The sequence below is a fragment of the Bradyrhizobium sp. CW1 genome (genome assembly GCF_023100665.1).
Classification (GTDB): Bacteria; Pseudomonadota; Alphaproteobacteria; order Rhizobiales; family Xanthobacteraceae; genus Bradyrhizobium; species Bradyrhizobium canariense_D.
This window is the reverse complement of sequence record NZ_CP064684.1, coordinates 1-25,125: the sequence shown is the minus strand read 5'-3', so window position 1 is coordinate 25,125 and position 25,125 is coordinate 1. Positions and strand designations below refer to the sequence as shown.

The following is a 25,125-nucleotide window of genomic DNA, read 5'->3' as shown; positions in this document are numbered from 1 at the left end:
CCGCTTCGCTCGACAACGCTCTTCTTCGATCGCACCGGGCAACGGCGCCACGGCGTGCGACACAATCAATAGCTGGGGGAAACGACATGGCGGGATTGTTGCGCCGCGCGGCTGCTATCGCCGCGCCGATCGGGCTTGGGTCGATCATGGCTTCGCCGGCGCGTGCCGCGGGCTCCGAGATCAACACTGCCGACACCGCCTGGATGATCGTCGCCACCGCGCTGGTGCTGATGATGACGATCCCGGGGCTCGCGCTGTTCTATTCCGGCATGGTGCGCAAGAAGAACGTCCTCGCCACCATGGCGCAGAGCCTCGCCGCAGTGACGATCATCTCCATTCTCTGGGTCGCGTTCGGCTATTCGTTGTGCTTCGTCGGCGACGGCCCGTGGATCGGCACGCTCGACCGCTGGTTTCTCTCCGGTATGACCATGGACAGCGTCAACCCGGCGGCGAAGACGATCCCGGAAGCGCTGTTCATGCTGTACCAGATGACGTTTGCGATCATCACGGTGGCGCTGGTCGCGGGCGCGGTGGCCGACCGGATGCGGTTCTCCGCTTATCTCCTCTTTTCCGTGGCCTGGTTCATCTTCGTCTACATTCCACTCGCGCATTGGGTGTGGGGCGGCGGCTTCCTCGCCGGAATGGGCGTGCTGGATTTCGCCGGCGGCCTCGTGGTGCATCTGTCGGCCGGCACCGCCGGCCTCGTCGCGGCGAAGGTGATGGGACGCCGTCATGGCTACGGCACGGAAAATCTCTCGCCATTCGATCTGTCGCTCGCGGTGATGGGCACCGGCCTGTTGTGGGTCGGCTGGTTCGGCTTCAACGGCGGCTCGGCGGGCGCAGCCAATTCTCGCGCGGTGATGGCGATCATCGCGACCCATCTCGCAGCCTGCTCCGGCGCGCTGACCTGGGGCGCGATCGAATGGTCGACGCGGCGCAAGCCGTCCGTGCTCGGCATGATCTCCGGCGCGGTGGCCGGCCTCGGCACCATCACGCCGGCCTCGGGATTCGTGGCGCCCTGGCACGGCATCGTCATCGGCGTGATCGCAGGCCTCGTCTGCTACTGGGCCTGCACCTGGCTGAAGCACCGCTTCGACTATGACGATTCGCTCGACGTGTTCGGCGTCCACGGCATCGGCGGGATGACCGGGACCCTGCTGGCCGGCGTGTTCGCAACGAGCGCGATCGGCGGCACCGCCGGCCTGCTCGAAGGCCATTCGCAGCAGCTTCTTATCCAGCTCTACGGGGTCGCCGTCACCTTCGTCTGGTCGGCAGGCATGAGCTTCGTCCTGCTCAAGCTGGTCGGTCTGTTCGTGCCGTTGCGGGTCTCCCGCGAGCACGAACTCGAGGGGCTGGATATTTCGCAGCACGGCGAGGCGCTGCAGTAATTGGGCTTGCGCAACACATAAGCGTATGCTTATGTGTCGCCATGATCGAAGCCGACATCTTCAAAGCGCTGGCCGACCCGACCCGCCGCAAGGTCTTTGAGAAGCTTGCCGGCGGAAGCCTGAATGCCAGCGCCTTGCGCGACGGATTGGAGATCAGCCAACCGGCGATGTCGCAGCATCTCGCGGTGCTGCGCGGCGCGGGCCTGGTGCGCGAACAGCGGCAGGGCCGCTTTGTGAATTACGAAGTCGATCCCGAAGGAATCTCCGCGATCGGGGCCTGGCTTGCGCGCTACCGCGCCTATTGGCCGAAACGCATGGATGCCCTCGCCGATCTCTTGAAGGAGATGGATCAATGAGCGACGCCGTGAAGCCTGATCCCTCCGACGCAGACTTGGCGCTCAAAACAGACCTGGTGCTCGAATATGAATTCGATGCGCCGCCGGCCAAGGTCTGGCGCGCGGTGACCATTCCGGCTTTGCGCGAGCGCTGGTTGCCGGATTGCGATCTTGCGGGCGCCGAGCCGGAATCAGCGATCCCGGGCCAGGAGGTGCGCTACCGGCTGCGCGATTCCGAACCGCCGTTTCGCGAAAGCCATGTCATCTTCCGGATCGAGCCGAACGAGGATGGCGGCACCCGCTTTCGCATCATCCAGCAAGCCTGCGAGATCCGTATGAAGCTGCCGCAGCCGGCCAACAGCAATGGCTGCCTGATGCGCGCGGCCGCCTGACACCAACACCACTTCATCACCCGCAGAAAATGGAGGTCGCCGATGCGCGACATGCTTCAGCTCGTCCCTATGGTCGTCGAACAATCCGCCCGCGGCGAGCGATCCTTCGACATCTATTCGCGCCTGTTGCGCGAGCGCATCATCTTCCTCAATGGCGAGGTCAATGATGCGATGTCCGGACTGGTCTGCGCGCAGCTCCTGTTTCTGGAGGCGGAGAATCCGAACAAGCCGATCAATCTCTACATCAATTCCTATGGCGGCGTGGTCACCAGCGGCCTTGCGATGTACGACACCATGCAATTCATCAAGGCGCCGGTGCATACGCTGTGCATGGGCACCGCGCGCTCGATGGGCTCGTTTCTGCTGATGGCCGGCGAGCCCGGTCACCGCGCCGCCCTGCCCAATGCGAGCCTTCACGTGCATCAGCCGCTCGGCGGCTTTCAGGGCCAGGCGTCCGACATCCTGATCCACGCCACCGAAATGCAGGAAACCAAGCGGCGCATCATCCGGCTCTATGCCCAGCATTGCGGGCGCCCCGAACCGGACGTGGAACGGACCTTGGACCGCGACCATTTCATGACCGCGCAGCAGGCGGTCGACTGGGGCCTGATCGACCGGGTCTTCGCGGAACGCAGCGCCGCCTGACGGTCCCTGCCGGGGACCCGTCCGGCAAGCCTCGCCCGCTCAAGCAGGTTGGCCGGTTGCGCGCATTCCGTGAGCACAAGTGCGACGGGCCCGATATTTCGCGGCACGACAAGCCCTGCAATAGGCGCGCGCCTTACGGAAATACCTTTCTGCTGCCCTACGTGTGAGCACCAATGTGTCGACAGCCTGTCGTGCCTGTATTTTAATCAGGCATGGTCAGGTATTGAGCGCGGCGTAATGGCGCACTGCACGGCACCACGCGTCAAACGCGAAAACACCCGTTTTCATAGTCCGTTAGGCAACACGCCCGATCTGGCACGGCATTTGATTCTAAGGGTCCTGGCTGTGCCCGCGTAGTGAACTTTCTCCCTCGTGGCGAACCAGTCGAGAAGCGCCCGGCCACGTCCGGACCGGGCCCAAGCGGGGATAGGACCCATGAAAATTGTTATGGCGATTATTAAGCCATTCAAGCTGGAAGAAGTCCGTGACGCCCTGACCGCCATCGGCGTTCACGGTCTCACGGTGACGGAAGTCAAGGGATATGGCCGCCAGAAGGGCCATACGGAAATCTATCGCGGCGCCGAATATGCCGTGAGCTTCCTGCCCAAGATCAAGATCGAGGTCGCTGTCGCCTCCGACCAGGTCGACAAGACCATCGACGCCATCACGACCGCCGCGAAAACCGGACAGATCGGCGACGGCAAGATCTTCGTCATCAATCTCGACCATGCGGTTCGCATCCGCACCGGCGAGGCCGATGCTGCGGCCCTTTGATTTCGCGCTCAATCAAAATTCAATCAGGAGTAAATGAAATGACGTTTAAGCGTCCCTATGGCGCGGGATTGGCGGCTCTCGCAGTCGGCCTGTTCGCTGCGACCGCAGCCTACGCCGAGCCAACGGTCAACAAGGGAGACAACGCCTGGATGCTGACATCGACAGTGCTCGTGCTGTTGATGACGATCCCCGGCCTCGCGCTGTTCTACGGCGGCCTCGTCCGTTCCAAGAACATGCTCTCCGTCCTGATGCAGGTGTTCTACACCGTCTGCGTCGTCACCGTGATCTGGGCCGTGTACGGCTACAGCCTCACCTTCACCGGCGGTTCCGACTTCATCGGCGGCTTCTCCAAGGCCTTCATGATGGGCGTCACCACCGACTCGAAGGCCGCGACCTTCTCGGTCGACGCCAACATCTCGGAGCTCATCTATATGTGCTTCCAGATGACCTTCGCGGCGATCACGCCCGCCCTCATCGTCGGCGCCTTCGCCGAACGCATGAAGTTCGCGGCGCTCGCGCTCTTCGTCCCGCTCTGGGTCACGCTGATCTACTTCCCGATCGCGCACATGGTCTGGTACTGGCCCGGCCCGGACATGATCCAGGACGCAGCCAAGGCTCTGGCTGCTGCGGCTGATGGCGCGGCGAAGACCGCAGCGCAGGCCAAGCTCGATGAGATCAACGCCGACGCAGGCTGGATCTTCAAGAAGGGCGCGATCGACTTTGCGGGCGGCACCGTGGTGCACATCAACGCCGGCATCGCAGGCCTCGTCGGCGCCCTGCTGATCGGCAAGCGCGTCGGCTACGGCAAGGAGCTGATGGCTCCGCACTCGCTGACGATGTCGATGATCGGCGCCTCGCTGCTCTGGGTCGGCTGGTTCGGCTTCAACGCCGGCTCCAACCTCGAAGCCAACGGCGGCGCAGCCCTCGCCATGACCAACTCCTTCGTCGCCACCGCAGCCGCCGCGCTGTCGTGGATGTTCGCGGAGTGGATCATCAAGGGTCACCCGTCGGTGCTCGGCGTCATCTCCGGCGCTGTCGCGGGCCTCGTGGCCGTCACGCCTGCCGCCGGCTTCTCCGGCGTGATGGGTGCGATCGTCCTCGGCCTCGTGGTCGGCGTGGTCTGCCTGTTCTTCTGCACCGTCGTGAAGAACGCGCTCGGCTACGACGACTCCCTCGATGTGTTCGGCGTGCACTGCGTCGGCGGCATCATCGGCGCCCTCGGCACCGGCATCCTCGTCAATCCGGCGCTGGGTGGTGCGGGCATCATCGACTACACCGCGATCCCGCCGAAGGTTGCCGATTACGACTTCGCGGCGCAGATGATCTCCCAGGTCTGGGGCGTCGGCACCACGCTGGTGTGGTCGGGCATCGGTTCGGCGATTCTCTACAAGGTCGTCGATGTGATCGTTGGCCTCCGCGCCAATGTCGAGAGCGAGCGTGAAGGCCTCGACATCACCGAGCACACAGAGCGCGCCTACAACATGTAAGTCTCCTCCCGGGCGCGGCCTCCTCGGAGGTCGCGCTCACAACTACGGTTTGGGGCACATACCCGGCAATGTCCCGACCGTTGAGGGGCTCCAGCGCAAGTTGGAGCCCCTTTCTTTTTGGTCCCGTGCCGCTGGGCCGTCATAAGTTAAATTGCATTGCTGCGAGCTTGCTGAATATCATGCTCCCCGTTTGGAGCAGGATTTCATGCGTCTGCCCTATTGCCTAGTCTGGTGTTTCCTGTTGCTCGCTTTGTCGAGCCTCGATGCCCGCGCGGACAAGCGCGTCGCGCTGGTGATTGGCAACGGCGCTTACCGAAACGTTCCCCCGCTCGCCAATCCGACCAACGATGCGGCCGATGTCGGCGCGGCCCTCAAGCGATCGGGGTTCGATCCTGTTGTCACGACCGACCTCGACCAGTCCGCCATGCAGGACACCATTCTTCGCTTCGCGCGTGAGGCCCGCGGCGCCGATGTCGCCCTGTTCTATTACAGTGGGCACGCGCTCCAGTTCGCCGGCGTCAACTATCTGGTGCCTGTCGATGCCGTCGTTCGCGACGAGGTCGATCTGCGCCGTCTGGTGCGCGCCGACGAGATCCTGGCGGATCTGCAGCAGGCCAAGAACCTGCGCATCCTCGTGCTCGACGCCTGCCGCGACAATCCATTTGCCGACGAGTTGCGGCGAAACGTCGGACAGGGCCGTGGCGTCACCGTCTCACGCGGCCTTGCCAAGATGGAAAGTCCCGAGGGCACCATCATTTCCTACGCGACACAGGCCGGCCGGACCGCCGACGACGGCAGCGGCCGCAACAGCCCCTACACCAGCGCGTTCCTGGAGCACATCGGCGACAAGGGCAACGTCAACACGGTATTTCAGACGATCAGCGCCGGCGTCTACCAGCGCTCCAAAGGCTCGCAAGTACCGGAGCTGTCGCTGTCGTTCTTCGGCGAGTTCTACCTGAACGGCAAGCCCGAGACGGCGGCGTTGTCGCCTGCGACGCCTCAGGTCGATCCCTGCGCGGAGGCCGGAGACCATTGGCGTAGCGCGGAAGCGCTGGGAACGCTCGCGGCATTCAAGGATCACCTCGCACGCTTCCCGGCCTGCGCGTTCGCAGATCTGGCGAAATCGCGCGTCGAGACCTTGGCGAAACCATCAGACACCGCCAAGCGCGTAACCGCATTCGATGGAACCTGGATCGCGAAGGAGACTTGCGAGAACAAGCCCCCATTTCCCGAGGCCTATTTCCAGTATGCCCTGCGCGTCAAGGATGGCGTGCTGCACACTCTCTCCGGGGAAGAGGGCAAGCCCGGTGCCACAATCTATGACGGGAAGATCGAAGCGGATGGCAGCGCGACTGTCACCGTCAACGGGCTGATTGGCGAGAAGGATCCGCTGCGCCGCACAGCCGGCGCGCCCTATCAGTACAAGCTCGCACTCGAGCTGAAAGGAACCACCGGCGCCGGCGTCCGCACCGATACCAGCCGACCGTGTCGGATGGAACTCTCCAAGCTGACGACACAGAGCCCCGCTGCAAGTCCGGGCCAACCTGATTCGAAGCGGGCGCCCAAGCGCGAGGACAAGACGGCCGTGCTGCCGCCAGATCAGGCCGGAGCAGGGCAACCGCGGCAGACCGGAAGCGGCATGAGCTGTTCGTTCATGCGAAGCAGGTGCGCCACGGCATGCGTCGGTATGGGTGGCCGCGCGGATTGCGCTTCAACCGCTTGTCCACGGCTGGAAGCCGAGTGCATGAGCAGCGGGTGCTGGCGCGGCCGGGGATTCAACGGCTGCGGACTTGCCAAGAGATAGATGCACGAACCGGCTGCAGGAGGTCTGTCTTGGTCCGTCCAGGCGAAAGAAAAAGATTGCCATTCCACACCGCCCGCGCAGAAATATCGACCACAAGAAACAACAATCGGGAGGTCGTCATGCGTTTGGAAGGCGGATGCTATTGCGGCGAAGTGCGCTATGTCGCCGAGGGCGACCCGATGATGCAGGCGCAGTGTCATTGCCGCGAGTGCCAGTACATCTCGGGCGGCGCGCCCAACACCTTCATCGCGATGCCGGCGGCTGGCTTCAGCTACATCACCGGGCAACCCAAGCAATTCGCGCGCAAGGACCTCGAACGCGCCGTCACGCGCGAATTCTGCGCTCAATGCGGGACCCATCTGGTGACCAAGGTTCCCGGCCTGCCGGCGGCGATCCTGAAGGTCGGCACGCTGGACGAACCTGCGCAGTTCCATCCGCAGATGGCGATCTACACCTGCGACAAGCAGGACTTCCACGCGATCCCCGCGGGCATGGCGACATTCGAGAAGCTGCCGGGGCATTAGGGCGCCTATCCGCCAAAGCCGTCATAAGCCGTCATGCCCGGGCTTGTCCCGGCATCCACGTTCTTGGACGCCGTCGGAAAGGCCGTGGGTGGCCGGGACAGGCCCGGCCATGACATCGCCAAGACGTCCACCCCCTCGCAATGGCATGACCAGCTCCGAGAGCCGCCCGTGGCCTCATTATTCCTGCTCTGGACCGAGGCGGCGACCGATGGTTAATCGCGTCTTAACCTCGCCCTATCTATGGTGAACTGAACCGCTTCCCGTCGGCGCCGTGCTGCGACCGGCTGTTCCAAGAGTGCTGGCGTCCAGAATGGCTATGACCGCTTCATCCCGTGCGCCGCAGGACAGTGGAAGCTCCGATAGCGAACGCTCTCCCTTCGTCCGGCTGAACGAGCTGCTGGCACCGCATCAGCCCGGCAAGCCTTTGATTTCGCTTGCCGTCGGCGAGCCGCAGCATCCGGTGCCTGATTTCGTCGGCCCGGTACTGGCCAAGCACATCGCCGATTTCGGCCGTTACCCCGCGAACAAGGGCACCGACCCGTTCCGCTTGGCCGCGGGCGCCTGGCTGTCGTCGCGTTTCAAGCTGCCGCGACCGCTCAATCCCGAGAGCGAGATTCTCGTCCTCAATGGCAGCCGAGAGGGGCTGTTCCTCGCCGCCATCGCGGCTGCGCGCTATGTCGGCCCGCGTCCCGGCAAGCCCGCGATCCTGATGCCGAACCCGTTCTATCCGGTCTATGGCGCCGGCGCCCGCGCCGCTGCTTGCGAGCCGGTCTACCTGCCGACCACCGCCGAGAACGGCTTCCTGCCCGATCTCGACGCCATCGACGAGGCGACGCTGGCGCGCACGGTGGCGTTCTATCTGGCCTCGCCCGCCAACCCGCAGGGATCGGTGGCCTCGCGCGATTATTTCATTCGCCTGAAGCAGCTCGCCGACCGCTACGGCTTCGTGATCCTCAGCGACGAGTGCTATTCGGAGATCTACACCCGCGAAGCGCCCGGCAGCGCGCTCGAATGCGCTGGCCCTGATTTCACCCGCGTGGTCGCGTTCCAGTCGCTGTCCAAGCGCTCGAACCTGCCGGGCCTGCGCGTCGGCTTCGCCGCCGGCGACAAAAAACTCATCGGCATGTTCCTCGAATTGCGCAACATCGCGGCGCCGCAGGTGCCGGTCCCGTTGCAGCATGTCGCGACCGTTGCTTACGGCGACGAGGCGCATGTCGAGGAGAACCGCAGGCTCTACCGCATCAAGTTCGATCTCGCCGACCAGATCATCGGCAATCGTTACGGCTATCGCCGGCCCGATGCCGGCTTCTGCGTCTGGCTCAACACGTCCGAAATCGGCGACGATGTGTCTGTGTGCCTGAAACTCTTCAAGGAAGCAGGCGTGCGCGTGGTGCCCGGCAGCTATCTGGCGCGGCTCCAGCCCGACGGCTTCAATCCCGGCGCAGGCTACATTCGCCTTGCGCTTGTGCAGGATGGCGAGACCACGGCGCAGGCGCTGCACCGCCTGGTCGAGACTCTGGGTTAGGCGGGGCCCATGAGCATGTCGACAATCGAACGTGTCATTCCCTTGGTCAGCCATCTGCCGCCCTCGATCCGCGAGGGGCTGGCGCGGCGCGTGCGCGAGCTCAGCGGTCTCGGCCTGATCGCATTGTCGGGCGCCGCCTCGGCGGCGCTGATGACCTGGTCAGTGCAGGATCCCAGCCTCAGCCACGCAACGTCGCGGCCGATCCGCAATATTCTCGGCTATGCCGGCGCGATCGGCGCCGACCTTGCGATGCAGATCCTCGGGCTCGGCGCGATCATGCTGGTCCTGACCGTCGCGGTCTGGGGCTGGCGCATGCTGACCCATCGCCCGTTCGACCGCGAGGCGCTGCGGCTCGGCTGCTGGATTCTCTGCACGGTGATCGCGGCGGGCTTCGTCAGCTGCTGGCCACATGGCGGCGCCTGGCCGCTGCCGACAGGCCTCGGCGGCGTGGTCGGCGATGCCCTGGTTCGCGCGCCCGCGGTGATCTTCGGACCGCCGGGCATGATCTATCGCATCGTGCTCGGCACGATCCTGTTCGCCGCGATGGCGGCGACCTTCCTGATCGCCTGCGGCCTCGGCGCACGCGAGCATGACGACGAACTCGCTGAGATCGAGGACGATGACAAGCCGCTCGACCTGGACGAGGAGAGCGATCGCGGTTCGGTATCGCTGGGCTGGCTGTTCCACGCCTTGATGAGCACGAAGGCACGACTGATCTGGTTGCTTGGCGCGGCCTACCGCTCGCTGGTCTCGAGCGGACCGAAGACCAAGGCCGTTGCCTTCAGCCGTCAGGAGCCGAAGCTCGGTGGCGGCCGCGCCGCGCCGCCGATCTCGCCGCAGTCCGAAGACGAGCACGACGAGGACGAGCACGAAGAAGACCACGAGGAGGAAGAGGAGGAGGAGCCCGCCGCGCGCGCGCCGCGCAAGAAGGCTGCTCCAAAGGCTGCTTCCAAGAAATCTTCCGACAAGTTCGAGCTTCCGTCCGTGTCGGTGCTGGCCGCGCCCAAGGCCGGCGATCGCCAGCCGCTCAGCAAGGCCGAGCTGGAAACCAATTCGCGCGCGCTCGAAGGCGTGCTGCAGGATTTCGGCGTTCGCGGCGAGATCGTGAAGGCCCATCCGGGTCCCGTGGTCACGCTGTACGAGCTGGAGCCGGCGCCGGGGATCAAATCGTCGCGCGTGATCGGACTTTCCGACGACATCGCCCGTTCGATGAGCGCGCTCTCGGCGCGCGTCGCCGTCGTGCCGGGCCGCAACGCCATCGGCATCGAGCTGCCGAACGCGCATCGCGAAAAGGTCTATCTGCGCGAGCTGCTGGTCGCCAAGGAGACTGTCGATTCGGTTGCGAAACTGCCGCTCTGCCTCGGCAAGACCATCGGCGGTGATCCCGTCATCATCGACCTCGCACGCACGCCGCACATGCTGATCGCCGGTACCACCGGCTCCGGCAAGTCGGTCGCCATCAACACCATGATCCTCAGCTTGGTCTATCGGCTGCGCCCGGACCAGTGCCGCCTGATCATGGTCGATCCGAAGATGCTCGAACTCTCCGTCTATGACGGCATTCCCCATCTGCTCACGCCCGTCGTGACCGACCCGAAGAAGGCGGTGGTCGCGCTGAAATGGGCCGTGCGCGAGATGGAAGAGCGCTACAAGAACATGGCCAAGCTCGGTGTGCGCAACATCGACGGTTACAACACGCGCTTGCTCGAATTGAAGGCCAAGGGCGAAGAGCCGACGCGCACGGTGCACACCGGCTTCGACAAGGAAACCGGCAAGGCGATCTACGAGGAAGAGAAGCTCTCGCTCGACCCGCTGCCCTACATCGTCATCATCGTCGACGAAATGGCCGACCTGATGATGGTTGCCGGCAAGGACATCGAAGGCGCGGTGCAGCGCCTCGCGCAGATGGCGCGCGCCGCCGGCCTGCACGTGATCCTCGCAACGCAGCGTCCATCGGTCGACGTCATCACCGGTACCATCAAGGCGAACTTCCCAACCCGCATCGCCTTCCAGGTGACGTCCAAGATCGACAGCCGCACGATTCTCGGCGAGATGGGTGCCGAGCAGCTGCTCGGCCAGGGCGACATGCTCTACATGGCCGGGGGCGGTCGCATCAGCCGCGTGCACGGACCTTTCGCGTCGGACGAGGAAGTCGAGAAGGTGGTGCGCCACCTCAAGACGCAGGGACAGCCGGAATATCTCGAAGCCGTCACGGCCGAAGAACCCAGCGAAGACGAGGACGGCGCGGTGTTCGACGCGTCCGCCATGGGCGCGGATGGCGGCGGCGATTTGTTCTCGCAGGCTGTTGCGATCGTCAAACGCGACCGTAAGGCCTCTACCAGCTATATCCAGCGCCGCCTGCAGATCGGCTATAACCGCGCCGCATCGCTGATGGAGCGCATGGAACTGGAGGGCATCGTCGGACCCGCCAACCACGCCGGCAAGCGCGAGATCCTGGTCGAGGAAGAAGACAGCCATATGTGAGGCGAGCCGCCTCAAACCATCATTCACGCAAAAACGTTATCTGCTTTTGGCCGAAATCACGCTAAAAGGGCGCCCAGCCACACAGGACGACGCGTTGATCAGACATCCGGACATTCGATTCGCTGCCATTGTCGCCGCGCGGAGCGCGCGCATGGCCGGCGTAATTCTCGTCACCGCCGCGATGGTGATCACGGCGTCGTTCGCGCAGACCGTTCCCGTGCCGAAGCCTGCACCGAAGGGCCGCGACGGCGGTCCGGCCGTTGGAGGGCCCGCGGTCACCGGCGCGACCCAGACGCCGCCCAATCCGGTGATTCCGGATCCACGCCGCAACGTGCCGAGCAGCATCTTCCAGACCTTCGATGCGAACCAGAAGGCCCAGGCCGCCAAGGTCAGCGCCTATTTGTCGTCATTGTCGACGCTGGTCGGGAATTTCGTCCAGGTCGGCCCCGACGGCAGCAAGACGCAAGGCGACTTCTACATCCAGAAGCCGGGCAAGGTGCGCTTCGAATATGACGCGCCGAGCCCGATCGACATCGTCGCCGACGGATCGTCGCTGGTGGTGCGCGACCGCAAGCTCGCGACGCAGGACGTCTATCCGCTGTCACAGACACCGCTGCGTTTCCTGCTGTCCGACCGCATCGACCTGATGAAGGACACCAACGTCGTCAACGTCTCGGCCGACGACGTCTTCGTCAGCGTCACCATCGAGGAGAAGCAGGCGCTGGTCGGCACCAGTCGCCTCTTGCTGATGTTCGGCGCCAAGGACGGCCAGTTGAAGCAGTGGACCGTCACCGACCCGCAGGGCTACGACACCACGATCGCGGTCTATAATCTGGATACGAGCAAGAAGCTCGATCCCGGCATGTTCAAGATCGATTTTACCAATTACGGCCCGTCGCCGGGCTGAGACTTACTCGCTGCTGCGATGATCGACATGCCCGGGCTTGTCCCGGGCATCCACGTTCTGGACCTACAATCTGGACCTACAAAAAGGCGTGGATGGCCGGGTCAAGCCCGGCCATGACGGATGGAGTTTGTTAGATCAATCTCATGCGTTTTTCCCTGACAACCTGGAACATCAATTCGGTGCGGCTGCGCATCGATCTGGTCGCAAAATTTCTCAAGAGCGCGCGGCCGGACGTGCTGTGTCTCCAGGAGACCAAGTGCATCGACGACGCTTTTCCGCTGAAGCGCTTCAAGCGGCTCGGCTACGAGCATGTCGCGTTGAACGGCCAGAAGGGTTATCACGGCGTCGCCATCGTCTCGAAGATTCCGTTCGAGTCGAAGGACATCCGCACCTTCTGCGACAAGGTGGATTCACGCCACATCTCGGTGTCGTTCGGTGAGAGGGCCGGGATCGCGAAACCCCTGGTGGTGCATAATTTCTACGTGCCCGCCGGCGGCGACATTCCCGATCCCGCGCTGAACGAGAAATTCGATCACAAGCTCCGCTTCCTCGACGAGATGAAGGCGTGCGAGCCGTTGCATCCGCGCGGCGAGGATCGCCACATCCTGGTCGGCGATCTCAACGTTGCCCCGCATGAGAATGACGTCTGGTCGCACAAGCAGCTTCTGAAAGTGGTGTCGCACACGCCCATCGAAACCGAGAAGCTGCAAGCCGCGCTCGCCGCCGGCGAATGGGTCGATGTCGCGCGCGATCGCATTCCGATGTCGGAAAAGGTCTACACGTGGTGGAGCTACCGCTCCGCCGATTGGACTGTCGGCGACCGCGGCCGCAGGCTCGACCACATCTGGGTCTCGCGCGCGCTGAAAGATGCGGTGAGTGATTTCAAGATTTTGCGCGATGCGCGGAGCTGGGAGCGTCCGTCGGATCATGTGCCGGTGACGGTGACGCTCGAGGTTTAATGTCGCTCTGGCGAAAGCCAGGCCCATTACACCAATCTTCGTTGTTGCGCGAGGACATCGGCAATCGCACCAAGCCAGAAACATTTGGGATGACGGGTCCTGGCCTTCGCCAGGACGACATCACGACGTCAGCTTCGCACCCGCCATCAATATATCGCTGGCGATCTGGCTGGAGCGCACCGCGAATTCGTCGCGCAGGCGGACGGCGGCGGCGGGGTCGCTTTCGAGCACACGCTGAAACAGGCTGCGCGCGACGCGGATGACGGAGGCGTGCTCGATCGCGATCGCGCTCGACGGCCGCTTCATCGGCACGATCAGCGCGAGCTCGCCGATCAACGCACCGGGACTTGCGATCATCTCCGCACCGGCGCCGTCGTCGACCCGGAAGGCGCCGCGCTGGACCACGAAGCCGGCATCGGCATCGTCGCCGAGATTGAACAAGACGTCGCCGCGGACGAAGTCACGCTGCTCGGAGCCGATCGCCAGCATGCGCAACGAAGCGTCTCCCAACAGGCGCAGTGTCGGGACACGCTCGAGAAGCGCTACATCATCGTCGATTGACATTCAGGTCCGGGGCTCAAGGGCACGCAATCTAAAACGATTCGCACGCCCCTGAAGCGTATCACGGCACCAGCTTGTAGCCACCGGCTTCCGTGACCAGGATTTCCGGGTTCGCGGCGTCCTTCTCGATCTTCTGGCGAAGCCGGTAAATGTGGGTTTCCAGCGTGTGGGTGGTGACGCCGGAATTGTAGCCCCAGACCTCCTGGAGCAGGGTCTCGCGCGAGACCGGCATCTGGCCGGCCCGGTAGAGGAAGCGGAGGATGGCGGTTTCCTTCTCCGTCAGCCGGACCTTGCGCGCATTGGCGGCGGTCAGCATCTTGGAGCCGGGCCGGAAAGAGTAGGGGCCGACCGAGAACACTGCGTCCTCGCTGGCTTCGTGCTGCCGGAGCTGGGCGCGGATGCGCGCCAGCAGTACGGCGAAGCGGAAGGGTTTTGCGACATAGTCGTTGGCGCCGGATTCCAGCCCCAAAATCGTGTCGGAATCGGTGTCATGCCCGGTGAGCATGATGATCGGAGCCTTGAACCCGCCCTTGCGTAAGGAACGGACCACTTCGCGGCCATCGGTGTCGGGCAGGCCAACATCCATCAGGACGAGATCGGGGGCATTGGCCTTCGCGGCGCTCGCGCCCTTGGCGCCGGTATCGACCGCGGAGGCTTCAAATTCTTCGTGCAGCGACAATTGCTCCACCAACGTATCGCGCAGATCGGTATCGTCATCCACGATCAGGATCTTGCGGGCATTGGCCATAGGGGGTCATCCTTTTGGGGTCCGGCGCGGCGCGCATCCATGCTGCACCCAGCCGAGAGGGAAGTTTAGGGGTCGCCGTTATTATTGTTGTTCGTCTTGAAGTAGTGGGCTGTTACCGATTCACAAGCCAGAACCACTCTAACCTAGAATAGCAGGCCGTTTTGATGAATGTCCTGTAATGAATTCGACATCGCACGTTCACATGAAAAATAAAGCTGCTTCAGCTAGTTACACCATGAACCGGAGCGCCGGGCCGCTCTCGGTGATCCGCGTTAAGCCTGCCGCCGGGAAGCCGCGCCGGGGCTGGCTGACCGCCGGAGCGCTGACGATTCCGGTGGCGCTCGGACGCGGCGGCATTCTGGCGAACAAGCGCGAGGGCGATGGCGGCACCCCGCGGGGCAGCTTCCGTCCGAGGCGATTGTGGTGGCGGGGCGACCGGCACAGCCGCCCGCAGACCTTCCTGCCGGCCCGGATCATCACCGGCGAGGACGCCTGGTGCGAGGATCCCAAGGACCGTCATTACAATCAGGGAATCCGCCTCCGCCAGGGGCAGGGCGGCGACCGGCTCAAGCGGGCCGACCATCTCTATGACTTCATCATCGAAATCGACCACAATACGAGGCCGCGGATCGCCGGCCGGGGCAGCGCGGTGTTCTTGCATCTGGCCCGCGACAATTTCGGCCCCACCGCAGGCTGCGTCTCGATGACCGAAGCGGCGATGCGACAATTGCTGCGGCGGCTTGGACCAAAAACAAAAATCATCATCGGATGAGGACACATGCTCGACAAGGATCAGATCGCCGCCGCTTCGCAGGTCCTGGTTAAACATTGGCGCGACGGCACCAAGCTTGACGCGCTGGAGCCAGAGTTGCGGCCTCAGAACCGCACCGAGGCTTACGCCGTGCAGGCTGCGCTCAGCGGGACTTTGTTCGGCTGGAAGATCGCGGCAACGAGCGAGTCCGGACAGAAGCACATCAATGTCGCGGGACCGTTGGCCGGTCGGATCATGAGCGACACCGTGATCGCCGATGGCGGCACCGCCTCGATGAAGGGCAACGCGATGCGCGTCGGCGAACCGGAGTTCGCTTTCGGCATGGGGCGCGATCTGCCGCCGCGCGCGGCGCCATATACTGTCGACGAGGTGCTCGCCGCCGTGGACAGCTTGCATCCCGCGATCGAGATTCCCGATTCGCGCTTTGCCGATTTCGCCAGCGCCGGCGAGGCGCAGCTCATCGCCGACAACGCCTGTGCGCATCTGTTCGTGCTGGGCGCAGCGACGAATGCGAACTGGCGTGCCATGGATCTCGTCGAAGAGCGGCCGCAGATCACGCTACGCGGCCAGCGCTATCTCGGCCACGGCAAGAACGTGCTCGGCGATCCCCGCATTGCCCTGGCCTGGCTGGCCAACGAGCTGCGTGGCCTCGGCATCATCTTGCGGGCAGGGGAGGTAGTGACCACGGGCACGTGCCATCCGCCGCTTCCGATCCAGGCGGGTGATCGGTTTGTCGCGGACTTTGGCGCGCTGGGGAAGGTGGCAGTGGGGTTTGAATAGGCCCCACATACACCACCGTCATTGCGAGCGCAGCGAAGCAATCCAGAATCTTTCCGCGGAGGGACTCTGGATTGCTTCGCTGTGCTCGCAATGACGAAATCGAGAGTTCGTATGGCGCTCTGCCGTCGCTAGCGGCTCTCACCGGCGCCCGAAGATCGCACTGCCCACGCGCACATGGGTGGCGCCGAGCATGATCGCGGTCGCATAATCCGCGCTCATGCCCATCGAGAGCTTCTTCAATCCATTGCGCGCGGCGACCTTGGCGGTCAGCGCGAAATGCGCCGCCGGCGGCTCGTCTACCGGCGGGATGCACATCAACCCCGAGATCGTCAGCCCGTAGGTGTCGCGGCAGCTCGCGATGAAAGCATCGGCCTCGCCGGGCGCGATGCCCGCCTTCTGCGGCTCCTCACCGATATTGATCTGCACGAACAATTCCGGGTGCTTGTTCTGGGATTCGATTTCCTTGGCTAACGCCTGGCAAATGCTCGGGCGATCGACCGAATGGATGGCATCGAACAGCGCGACTGCCTCTTTCGCCTTGTTGGATTGCAGCGGGCCGATCAGATGCAGCGCGATATCGGGGTAAACAGAAGTTAACGCGGGCCACTTGCCTTTGGCCTCCTGCACGCGATTCTCCCCGAATACGCGCTGCCCGGCGCCGATGACCGGGGTAATTGCATCCGCGGCGAAAGTTTTCGACACCGCGATCAGCGTCACGGAGGCACGCTCGCGCCGCGCATCCTTGCAGGCGCGCGCGATTTCGGCTTCGACCGCGGCGAGCGCGTTTGGTGAATGGCCGGTTAGCGGCGCGGCGTTGGCTTCAGTCATGATGTCGCATCGGAGCTGGTTGTTGCGGAGCTAGTTCTAATTTTACCGAGTTCAAGAAAGAGTTTTTGAACCCCTCGCTTTACCTTAGCCGCGGGGTGGGCAGCGAAGATGTCAAACGTCAGTTTCAACCGCAAACGAGCGAAACTCAAGCAGGTTCTCGGAATCCGGGCGCGGCTTGCGTTGCTCGCGGTGATTCTGGTGACGCCTTTGATGTTCGAACGCATCCGATCGCTGGAAGACACGCGCACACGGCAGATCGCACAGGCCACAGCCGAATTCACCACCGTTGCAAGACACAGCGCCGATGCGCAGCGCGAGGTGATCTCGTCGGTCGAGACCATCCTGAAATCGGAAGCTTTCATCCGCGCCTCCGCCGGCGGCATCAGCAAGAGCTGTGACGTGCTGCGCGCGAGCCTGCCGTCGAACCTTCCCTGGATCCGCACGCTTCTGATCGCCGGCCAGGACGGGCGCATCCAGTGCGCCACCAACAACATGTATGTCGGCCTGGACCTCAGTGACCGGCCGTATTTCCAGCAGGCGCAGGAAACCGGCCGCTTCGTCCTGAGCGACTTCATCCTGTCGCGCCCGGTGCTGACACCGACCGTCATGGCGGTTTACCCGGTGTCCGCCTTCAGCGGCGTAGCGGATGCCGTCGTGCTCGCCACCGTCAACCTCGACTGGATGTCGAAGGTCATGAGCAATCTGGGGGGGCGCGCCGGCATCACGGCCGTGCTGGTCGACAGCACCGGCACCGTGCTGGCGGCACCGGCCGACCAGCATAGTGCGATCGGCCGTCCGCTCGACAACATGCCGCTGATGTCCGCGATCGCCGACAAGGCGCTGAGGTCTGACCAGGACGAAGGTTCACTCTCTTTCCTCGCTGCCGACGGCTCCCGCCGCGCGGTCAGCTATATCCGCATCGCCGGAACCAATGCCCGCCTGATCGCCAGCATCGACGAGGACAAGGTGTCCGCGGCCGTGAGCCGCGACATCCGCACCGCCTATCTCCAGCTCGGTTTCGTCGTCGTATTCGTGCTGCTCGGCGCGCTGATCGCAGCCGAGAAACTGGTGATCAAGCCGATCAGGATGCTCGCCGACATGGCCAAGCGTCTGGGCGAGGGCGATCTGTCGGCGCGTGCCGCGCGCAATCGCCTGCCGGCCGAGTTCGTGCCGCTCGCCCGCGCGTTCAACGCGATGGCCGCACAGCTCAGCCAGCGCGAACGCGAGCTGATGGCGAGCAATGACCGACTCACGGTGATGGCCTCGATCGACATGTTGTCGGGGCTTGCCAACCGCCGCGGCTTCCAGAGCCGCCTCGATTTCGAATGGATGCGCGCGCAGCAATATGGCAGCGACCTCGCGCTGTTGATGATCGACGTCGACCATTTCAAGCTGTTCAACGACACCTACGGCCATCTCGAAGGCGATTCTTGCCTGACCAGGCTCGGCGAATCGCTGTCCGGCATCGCCGCCGACACGATGGGCTTCGCGGCCCGCTACGGCGGCGAGGAATTCTGCCTGTTGCTGCCGAACACCGACGTGGCGCGCGCCGTCGAAATTGGCGAACAGGCGCGTGCGGCCGTGCTGAAGCTGGGCCTGCCGCACATCACCTCCGACCACATGATCGTCACCGTCTCGATCGGCGTTGCCGCGACCAAGCCCAACGAGAGCTTGCGTCCGGGCGATTTGATCGAAGCCGCCGACGCCGCGCTCTACGCCGCCAAGCACCGCGGTCGCAACAACGTCGTCGAGCATGGCATCACGGTGATCGACAACGGCGCGGCGGAAATGATGATGGCGGGCTGAGGGCTAACCCGCAGCCCGGACGCGATCGACCTCGCTCTCGGTGACCAGGCCCGGCGAGCCGAACAGGACTCTCCGTATTTTTGCGGAGCAGCCTTGCGGCGCCGCGCCGCCAGCGGCAACCCATTGACCCCCCGAGGACTTCTATGGCCTAGTCCGCCGTCTTTAGACGGCCAGATCCACGAAAACCCAACGATTCCATGACCTCCGAACGCTACAACGCCCGCGACGCCGAACCGCGCTGGCAAGCCGCCTGGGACCAACAGGCGATCTTCGTCTCCAAAAACGACGATCCGCGGCCGAAATACTATGTGCTTGAGATGTTCCCCTACCCGTCGGGGCGCATCCATATCGGCCATGTCCGCAATTACACGCTTGGCGACGTACTGGCCCGCTTCATGCGAGCCAAGGGTTTCAACGTGCTGCACCCGATGGGCTGGGACGCTTTCGGCCTGCCGGCCGAGAACGCCGCGATCGAGCGCAAGGTCGCACCGAAGGCCTGGACCTACGCCAACATCGCCGCGATGAAGAAGCAGCTCCGTTCGATCGGACTGTCGCTGGACTGGAGCCGCGAGATCGCGACCTGCGATCCCTCCTATTACAAGCACCAGCAGAAGATGTTTCTGGACTTCCTGCGCGAAGGCCTCGCCGAGCGCGAGAAGCGCAAGGTGAACTGGGACCCCGTCGACATGACCGTGCTCGCCAACGAGCAGGTGATCGACGGGAAGGGCTGGCGTTCGGGTGCCGTTGTCGAGCAACGGGAAATGAACCAGTGGGTCTTCAAGATCACGAAGTACTCGCAGGAGCTGCTGTCTGCACTGGATACGCTGGACCGCTGGCCCGACAAGGTGCGGCTGATGCAGCGCAACTGGATCGGCCGGTCCGAGGGCCTGCTGATCCGCTTCGCGCTCGACGCGACGACGACGCCGGCCGGCGAGAGCGAGCTGAAGATTTTTACGACACGCCCCGACACGCTGTTCGGCGCGAAGTTCATGGCGATCTCGGCCGATCATCCGTTGGCGCAGGCAGCCGCGGCTAAGAATCCGAAGCTTGCCGAGTTCATCGGCGAGATCAAGCGGATGGGCACGGCGCAGGAGATCATCGACACCGCCGAGAAGCAGGGATTCGATACCGGCATCCGCGCGGTCCACCCGTTCGATCCGAGCTGGAAGCTGCCGGTCTATGTCGCCAACTTCGTGCTGATGGAATACGGCACCGGCGCCATTTTCGGCTGTCCCGCACACGACCAGCGCGACCTCGACTTCGTCAACAAGTACGCTCTCGGCAACACGCCGGTGGTGTGCCCCGAGGGCCAGGATCCGAAATCATTCGTCATCACCGATACCGCCTATGACGGTGACGGCCGCATGATCAATTCGCGTTTCCTTGACGGCATGACCATCGATCAGGCCAAGGACGAGGTGGCGAAGCGTCTCGAGAGCGAGCTGCGCGGCAACGCGCCGGTCGGCGAGCGCCAGGTCAATTTCCGCCTGCGCGACTGGGGCATTTCGCGCCAGCGCTATTGGGGCTGCCCGATCCCCGTCATCCATTGCCCGAAATGCGACGTCGTGCCGGTGCCGGATGCCGATCTGCCCGTCGAACTGCCGGACGATGCGACCTTCGACAAGCCGGGCAACGCGCTCGATCATCATCCGACCTGGAAGCACGTCACCTGTCCGCAATGCGGCGGCAAGGCTAGCCGCGAAACTGACACCATGGACACCTTCGTCGATTCGTCCTGGTACTTTGCGCGTTTCACCGATCCCTGGAACGAGAACGCTCCGACGACGCCAGAGGTCGCCAACCGGATGCTGCCGGTCGACCAGTATATCGGCGGCGTCGAGCACGCGATCCTGCATCTGCTCTACAGCCGCTTCTTCACCCGCGCGATGAAGGCGACCGGGCACATCGCCCTGGACGAGCCGTTCGCGGGCATGTTCACGCAGGGCATGGTAGTGCACGAGACCTACCAGAAGGCCGACGGCACCTACGTCCAGCCGGTCGAGGTGAAGGTCGAGACCGGCGCCAACGGCCGCCGCGCCACGCTGCTAACGTCAGGCGAAGACATCCAGATCGGCCCGATCGAGAAGATGTCGAAGTCGAAGAAGAACACGGTCGATCCCGACGACATCATCGAGACCTATGGCGCCGACGTCGCCCGCTGGTTCATGCTGTCGGACTCCCCGCCCGAGCGCGACGTGATCTGGAGCGACGAGCGCGTCCAGGGCGCCTCGCGCTTCGTGCAGCGGCTGTGGCGGCTGGTGAACGATTCTGTGGAACCCGGCAAGGGCGCGCCGACGGCCCGGCCGGCCAGCTTCGGCCCGGACGCCACCGCCTTGCGCAAGGCTGCCCATGGCGCGCTGGACAAGGTCACCACCGGAATCGAGCGACTGCACTTCAACGTCTGCCTCGCCCATATCCGCGAATTCACCAATGCGTTTGCGGAGATCTTGCAACGTCCCGGCCAGCCGGCTCCAGATTTGGCCTGGGCGATCCGGGAGGCCAGCCAGATCCTGGTCCAGCTGTTCTCCCCGATGATGCCGCATTTGGCCGAGGAGTGTTGGCAGGTTCTGGGCCATAGCGGGCTGGTTTCCGAGGCCAATTGGCCCCAAATCGAACGCGATTTGCTGGTTGAAGACAGTGTGACCCTGGTGGTCCAGGTCAACGGTAAGAAGCGGGGCGAGGTCACAGTTGCAACAGCGGCCGAGAATCCGGAAATCGAGGCTGCCGTTTTGGCCCTCGATGCGGTAAAACTGGCCTTGGATGGCAAACCCGTCCGCAAGGTGATTATCGTCCCCAAGAGGATCGTGAATGTTGTCGGCTAGGATCCGCATCGCAGCCCGCTTGCTGGCGGTCGCCGCACTGGCGGCCATGACGGCCGGCTGCTTCCACCCGATGTATGCCGAGCACACCGACGGCACCCCCGGTCTGCGCGAGAAGCTGATGGGGGTCGATCTACCCCCGATCGCCAAAGCCAATGCCTCACGCGAGGCCCGGGTCGGCGTCGAGGTCCGCAACGCGCTGGCCTTCAAGCTCTATGGCAGCGCCACTGGCATGCCGCCAACCCACCGCCTCGAGATCCGCTTCGCAAGCAGCAAGACGTCGCTGATCGTCGATCCCAACACCGGCCTGCCCAGCAGCGAAAACTACGGCCTCGACGCCCAGTACAATCTGATCGAGGTCGTCAGCGGCAAGTCGGTGATGACAGGCACCACGTTCTCCCGCGTGTCCTACGACATGCCCGGCTCCTATCAGCGTTTCAGCCGCAACCGCGCGGTACGTGATGCCGAGGATCGTGCTGCCAACGAGATCGCCGAGAACATCACGACTCGACTCGCCTCGTTCTTCACCGCGGGCACTTAATTCATCCCGTCACCCCGGTTCGCCCGGAATGACGAGTCCCAGGCAACATGGTCGCGCTGCGCGGAAAAGAGATCGACGCCTTTCTCGCCCGCCCCGATGCGGGCCGTCCGATCATCCTGCTCTATGGTCCCGACGCCGGCCTGGTCCGCGAACGCGCGGATGCGCTGATCGCCTCGTCCGTCGACGATCCCAATGATCCCTTCTCGCTGGTCAAGGTCGATGGCGACGAGCTCTCCGCCGAGCCGTCGCGCCTCGTCGACGAGGCCATGACGGTGCCGCTGTTCGGCGGCCGCCGCGCCATCCGCGTGCGCGCCGGCTCGCGCAGCTTTGCCAGTGCTATCGACACGCTGGCGGAAATGGGCGTCAGGGATTGCCGCATCGTGATCGAGGCCGGCGAGCTGCGTCCGGAATCGCCACTGCGCAAGGCCTGCGAACGCGCCAAGACGGCCGTCGCGATCGCCTGCTATCCCGATACCGAGCGCGATCTCGCCAAGCTCATGGAAGACGAGCTCCGCATCGCCAATTTGCGCATCGCGCAAGATGCCCGCGCGGCGCTGATGTCGTTCCTCGGCGGCGATCGCCAGGCCTCCCGCAACGAGCTGCGCAAGCTCACGCTCTATGCCCATGGCAAGGGCGAGATCACGCTGGATGACGTGATGGCTGTCGTCGCCGATGCGTCGGAACTGAAACTCGATCCGATCGTCGATGGCGCCTTCGCCGGCCGGCCCGAGATCGTCGAGAACGAGTTTGCCAAAGCCATGATCGCCGGCACCTACCCCGGCGTGATCATCTCCGCGGCGCAGCGTCAGGCGGCGTGGCTGCACAAATCGGCGCTCGCAATCGCCGACGGCACGCCCGCATCCGCGGTGCTCGACAGCGGCTATCCGCGCCTGCATTTTTCGCGGAAGCCCGCGGTCGAAACCGCATTGCGCAATTTCAGCGTGGCGCGGCTCGCCGTCATCATCGAGCAGCTCGCGACCGCCGCGCTCGATACCCGCAAGCAATCCACCCTCGCCGCCGCCATCGCCCAGCGCACGCTGATGGCGATCGCCGCAAACGCGAAGCGGCGGAGCTGAGCTTCCCGCACTGTCCCCTCGTCATTGCGAGGAGCCCTTGCGACGAAGCAATCCAGAATCTCTCCGCGGAAAGATTCTGGATGGCTTCGCTGCGCTCGCAATGACGTGTGGATCGGCATGAGGTCCTGGGTTTCGCCAGGACGACACCAAGCGGCTACAGCGCGCCCTTCGCCAGCCGCCGCATCACCTCGTCGAGCTGATCGAGGTTGCGGTAGTTGATCTGGACCGAGCCGCCGGGGTCGCGGTGGCTCACCGTGACCTTGAGCCCGAGCGCGTCGCTGACGCGCTTTTCGAGGTCGACCGTGTCAGGGTCCTTTTCCTTCGCCCCCGTGCGCGCCTTCTGCGGCTTGCGCTCCGGCACGCCCTCTTCATGCGCCAACGCCTCGGCCTGGCGGACGTTGAGGCCCTCCTCGACGATGCGCTTGGCGGCAGCGAGCGGATCAGGCACGCCGATCAGCGCGCGGGCATGACCCGCGGTCAGCTCGCCGGTCGTGATCAGGGTTTGCACCTCGGCGGGAAGCTTCGTCAGCCGCATCATGTTGGCGATGTGGCTGCGGCTCTTGCCGACGACTTTGGCGATGTCGTCCTGGCTGCGTTTGAACTCGTTGGCGAGCGCGTGATACCCAAGCGCCTCTTCCATCGGGTTGAGGTCTTCGCGTTGCACGTTCTCGACGATCGCGAACTCCAGCGCATCGCTGTCGCTGATGTCGACGGGGACGATCGGCACTTCGTGCAGGCCGGCCATTTGCGAGGCGCGCCAGCGCCGTTCGCCGGCGATGATCTCGAAGCGGTCCTGCGCACCCTTCACCGGGCGCACCACGATCGGCTGGATCACGCCATGCTGCCTGATCGAATCGCTGAGCTCCCTGAGCTCGCTCTCCGAAAAGGTGCGGCGCGGGTTGCGCGGATTGGGCTTGATGAACTCGATCGGCACCTTGCGTTGCGCGCGCGGCCGATCGACATGCTGAGCCTCGCCGCCGACGTCACCGATCAGACTCGCAAGACCCCGGCCCAGTCGCGAACGCGCTTCGTCGGCCATCGCCAGCTCCCTTGGATTCACGCTGCACTCCAGAACTGAATTGTCGAAACTCGTAACTCGTAGCATCAACGCCGCTTCAATGCGTCGTCCGCAGCTCGCGCTCGCGCTGGATCACTTCGGTGGCGAGCCGCAGATAAGCTTCGCTGCCGACGCATTTGAGATCGTAGACGAGCACCGGCTTGCCGTAGGACGGCGCCTCCGAGATGCGCACGTTGCGCGGGATCATGGTCTTGTAGACCTTCTCGCCCATGAACTGCCGGACGTCGGCAACGACCTGGTTCGAGAGATTGTTGCGCGAGTCGAACATGGTCAGCACGATGCCGTGGATCGACAGGCTCGGATTGAGCGTCGAGCGCACCTGCTCCACCGTCTGCAGCAATTGCGACAGACCTTCGAGCGCGAAGAACTCGCACTGGAGCGGCACCAGGATTGCGTCGGAAGCCGCCATCGCGTTCACGGTGATCAAGTTGAGCGAGGGCGGACAGTCGATCAGCACGTAAGTGTAATCGGCGTCGGGCGAGACGTTGTTGTTGAGCGCGCTGATCGCATCGCGCAGCTTGTACGCACGACCCGGCGTGGTGCCGAGCTCGAGCTCAAGGCCGGAGAGATCCATGGTCGAGGGCGCGATATGCAGCCGCGGCACTGCCGTCGACACCACCGCTTCCCGCAGGCTCGCCTCGCCGATCAGAACGTCATAGGTCGAGCAGGAGCGGTTGCGGCGATCGATGCCGAGTCCGGTCGAGGCATTGCCCTGCGGATCGAGATCGACGATCAGGACGCGCTCGCCGATCGCAGCGAGCGCCGTGCCGAGATTGATCGCCGTGGTTGTTTTTCCCACGCCGCCCTTCTGATTCGCCAGCGCCAGGATGCGCGGATGGCCCTGCGGGACGGCGGCGGTCTGTTCTTGCTGCGGTTCGTCAATCACGCTCAT

Annotated in this window: 23 protein-coding genes; 18 read left to right on the top strand and 5 right to left on the bottom strand. The window is 64.1% G+C overall.

What is annotated here, in order from left to right; genetic code table 11:
* Positions 1 to 86 precede the first annotated feature (86 nt).
* From IVB54_RS00115 to xth, 12 genes are all read left to right on the top strand, one after another.
* Entirely contained in the window at positions 87 to 1,388 is a 1,302-nt protein-coding gene (locus IVB54_RS00115) for an ammonium transporter (RefSeq protein WP_247777019.1), read from the top strand.
* Between the two features lie 41 nt (positions 1,389 to 1,429).
* Complete coding sequence (locus IVB54_RS00110; RefSeq protein ID WP_018459665.1) at positions 1,430 to 1,744, top strand: metalloregulator ArsR/SmtB family transcription factor; 315 nt, start codon at positions 1,430 to 1,432, stop codon at positions 1,742 to 1,744.
* Entirely contained in the window at positions 1,741 to 2,115 is a 375-nt protein-coding gene (locus tag IVB54_RS00105; protein ID WP_018459664.1) for an SRPBCC domain-containing protein, read from the top strand. The genes IVB54_RS00110 and IVB54_RS00105 overlap by 4 nt, the downstream gene beginning before the upstream one ends.
* A 42-nt stretch (positions 2,116 to 2,157) precedes the next feature.
* Positions 2,158 to 2,760, top strand: coding sequence for an ATP-dependent Clp protease proteolytic subunit (locus IVB54_RS00100; RefSeq protein WP_018459663.1), 603 nt, complete (start codon positions 2,158 to 2,160; stop codon positions 2,758 to 2,760).
* Between the two features lie 435 nt (positions 2,761 to 3,195).
* Entirely contained in the window at positions 3,196 to 3,534 is a 339-nt protein-coding gene (locus IVB54_RS00095; RefSeq protein WP_007598642.1) for a P-II family nitrogen regulator, read from the top strand.
* Between the two features lie 38 nt (positions 3,535 to 3,572).
* The gene (locus IVB54_RS00090) at positions 3,573 to 5,021 is read left to right on the top strand and encodes an ammonium transporter (protein WP_018459661.1); all 1,449 of its coding nucleotides are present in this window, start codon (positions 3,573 to 3,575) and stop codon (positions 5,019 to 5,021) included.
* A gap of 205 nt (positions 5,022 to 5,226) precedes the next feature.
* Positions 5,227 to 6,825 carry a caspase family protein gene (locus IVB54_RS00085; RefSeq protein ID WP_039801002.1) on the top strand — a complete coding sequence of 533 codons (1,599 nt, stop codon included), beginning with the start codon at positions 5,227 to 5,229 and terminating at the stop codon, positions 6,823 to 6,825.
* A 119-nt stretch (positions 6,826 to 6,944) separates the two neighbouring features.
* On the top strand, positions 6,945 to 7,349 hold the full coding sequence (locus tag IVB54_RS00080; protein WP_018459659.1) for a GFA family protein: 405 nt from the start codon (positions 6,945 to 6,947) through the stop codon (positions 7,347 to 7,349).
* Between the two features lie 310 nt (positions 7,350 to 7,659).
* The gene (locus IVB54_RS00075) at positions 7,660 to 8,874 is read left to right on the top strand and encodes an aminotransferase class I/II-fold pyridoxal phosphate-dependent enzyme (RefSeq protein ID WP_026233857.1); all 1,215 of its coding nucleotides are present in this window, start codon (positions 7,660 to 7,662) and stop codon (positions 8,872 to 8,874) included.
* A gap of 9 nt (positions 8,875 to 8,883) precedes the next feature.
* Entirely contained in the window at positions 8,884 to 11,358 is a 2,475-nt protein-coding gene (locus IVB54_RS00070) for a DNA translocase FtsK (RefSeq protein ID WP_026233856.1), read from the top strand.
* Between the two features lie 151 nt (positions 11,359 to 11,509).
* Positions 11,510 to 12,265 (top strand): outer membrane lipoprotein carrier protein LolA, encoded by a 756-nt coding sequence (locus IVB54_RS00065; protein WP_018459655.1) that lies wholly within the window; start codon positions 11,510 to 11,512, stop codon positions 12,263 to 12,265.
* 143 nt (positions 12,266 to 12,408) lie between these two features.
* Complete coding sequence (gene xth / locus IVB54_RS00060) at positions 12,409 to 13,224, top strand: exodeoxyribonuclease III (protein WP_018459654.1); 816 nt, start codon at positions 12,409 to 12,411, stop codon at positions 13,222 to 13,224.
* A gap of 120 nt (positions 13,225 to 13,344) precedes the next feature.
* Here xth and IVB54_RS00055 read toward each other — a convergent pair whose 3' ends face one another.
* Complete coding sequence (locus IVB54_RS00055) at positions 13,345 to 13,788, bottom strand: cyclic nucleotide-binding domain-containing protein (RefSeq protein WP_007598631.1); 444 nt, start codon at positions 13,786 to 13,788, stop codon at positions 13,345 to 13,347.
* A 58-nt stretch (positions 13,789 to 13,846) separates the two neighbouring features.
* Positions 13,847 to 14,533: a response regulator transcription factor gene (locus IVB54_RS00050; RefSeq protein ID WP_007598630.1), complete on the bottom strand. Its 687-nt coding sequence runs from the start codon at positions 14,531 to 14,533 to the stop codon at positions 13,847 to 13,849.
* A gap of 235 nt (positions 14,534 to 14,768) precedes the next feature.
* Between IVB54_RS00050 and IVB54_RS00045 the strand changes: the two genes are divergently transcribed.
* Both IVB54_RS00045 and IVB54_RS00040 read left to right on the top strand, forming a co-directional pair.
* A complete protein-coding gene (locus IVB54_RS00045) occupies positions 14,769 to 15,305 on the top strand; it encodes a L,D-transpeptidase family protein (protein WP_018459653.1) in 537 nt (178 codons plus the stop codon).
* A gap of 6 nt (positions 15,306 to 15,311) precedes the next feature.
* Positions 15,312 to 16,085, top strand: a complete 774-nt coding sequence (locus IVB54_RS00040) for a fumarylacetoacetate hydrolase family protein (protein ID WP_018459652.1) — start codon at positions 15,312 to 15,314, stop codon at positions 16,083 to 16,085.
* A 138-nt stretch (positions 16,086 to 16,223) separates the two neighbouring features.
* On the opposite strand, the gene IVB54_RS00035 is transcribed toward IVB54_RS00040, so the two are convergent.
* The gene (locus tag IVB54_RS00035; protein WP_018459651.1) at positions 16,224 to 16,913 is read right to left on the bottom strand and encodes a YggS family pyridoxal phosphate-dependent enzyme; all 690 of its coding nucleotides are present in this window, start codon (positions 16,911 to 16,913) and stop codon (positions 16,224 to 16,226) included.
* 108 nt (positions 16,914 to 17,021) lie between these two features.
* On the opposite strand from IVB54_RS00035, the gene IVB54_RS00030 reads away from it, so the two are divergent.
* The 4 genes from IVB54_RS00030 (at position 17,022) to holA (ending at position 23,155) form a co-directional block, all read left to right on the top strand.
* Positions 17,022 to 18,719 (top strand): diguanylate cyclase, encoded by a 1,698-nt coding sequence (locus IVB54_RS00030; protein ID WP_018459650.1) that lies wholly within the window; start codon positions 17,022 to 17,024, stop codon positions 18,717 to 18,719.
* 197 nt (positions 18,720 to 18,916) lie between these two features.
* Entirely contained in the window at positions 18,917 to 21,541 is a 2,625-nt protein-coding gene (gene leuS, locus IVB54_RS00025) for a leucine--tRNA ligase (protein ID WP_018459649.1), read from the top strand.
* Positions 21,528 to 22,079, top strand: coding sequence for an LPS assembly lipoprotein LptE (gene lptE / locus IVB54_RS00020; RefSeq protein ID WP_018459648.1), 552 nt, complete (start codon positions 21,528 to 21,530; stop codon positions 22,077 to 22,079). Before leuS ends, lptE begins: the two co-directional genes overlap by 14 nt.
* 47 nt (positions 22,080 to 22,126) lie before the next feature.
* On the top strand, positions 22,127 to 23,155 hold the full coding sequence (gene holA, locus IVB54_RS00015; protein WP_018459647.1) for a DNA polymerase III subunit delta: 1,029 nt from the start codon (positions 22,127 to 22,129) through the stop codon (positions 23,153 to 23,155).
* Positions 23,156 to 23,309: 154 nt separating this feature from the next.
* Here holA and IVB54_RS00010 read toward each other — a convergent pair whose 3' ends face one another.
* Together IVB54_RS00010 and IVB54_RS00005 are read right to left on the bottom strand one after the other, a co-directional pair.
* Positions 23,310 to 24,194 (bottom strand): ParB/RepB/Spo0J family partition protein, encoded by an 885-nt coding sequence (locus IVB54_RS00010; RefSeq protein ID WP_018459646.1) that lies wholly within the window; start codon positions 24,192 to 24,194, stop codon positions 23,310 to 23,312.
* Positions 24,195 to 24,270: 76 nt separating this feature from the next.
* Entirely contained in the window at positions 24,271 to 25,125 is an 855-nt protein-coding gene (locus IVB54_RS00005; protein WP_018459645.1) for a ParA family protein, read from the bottom strand.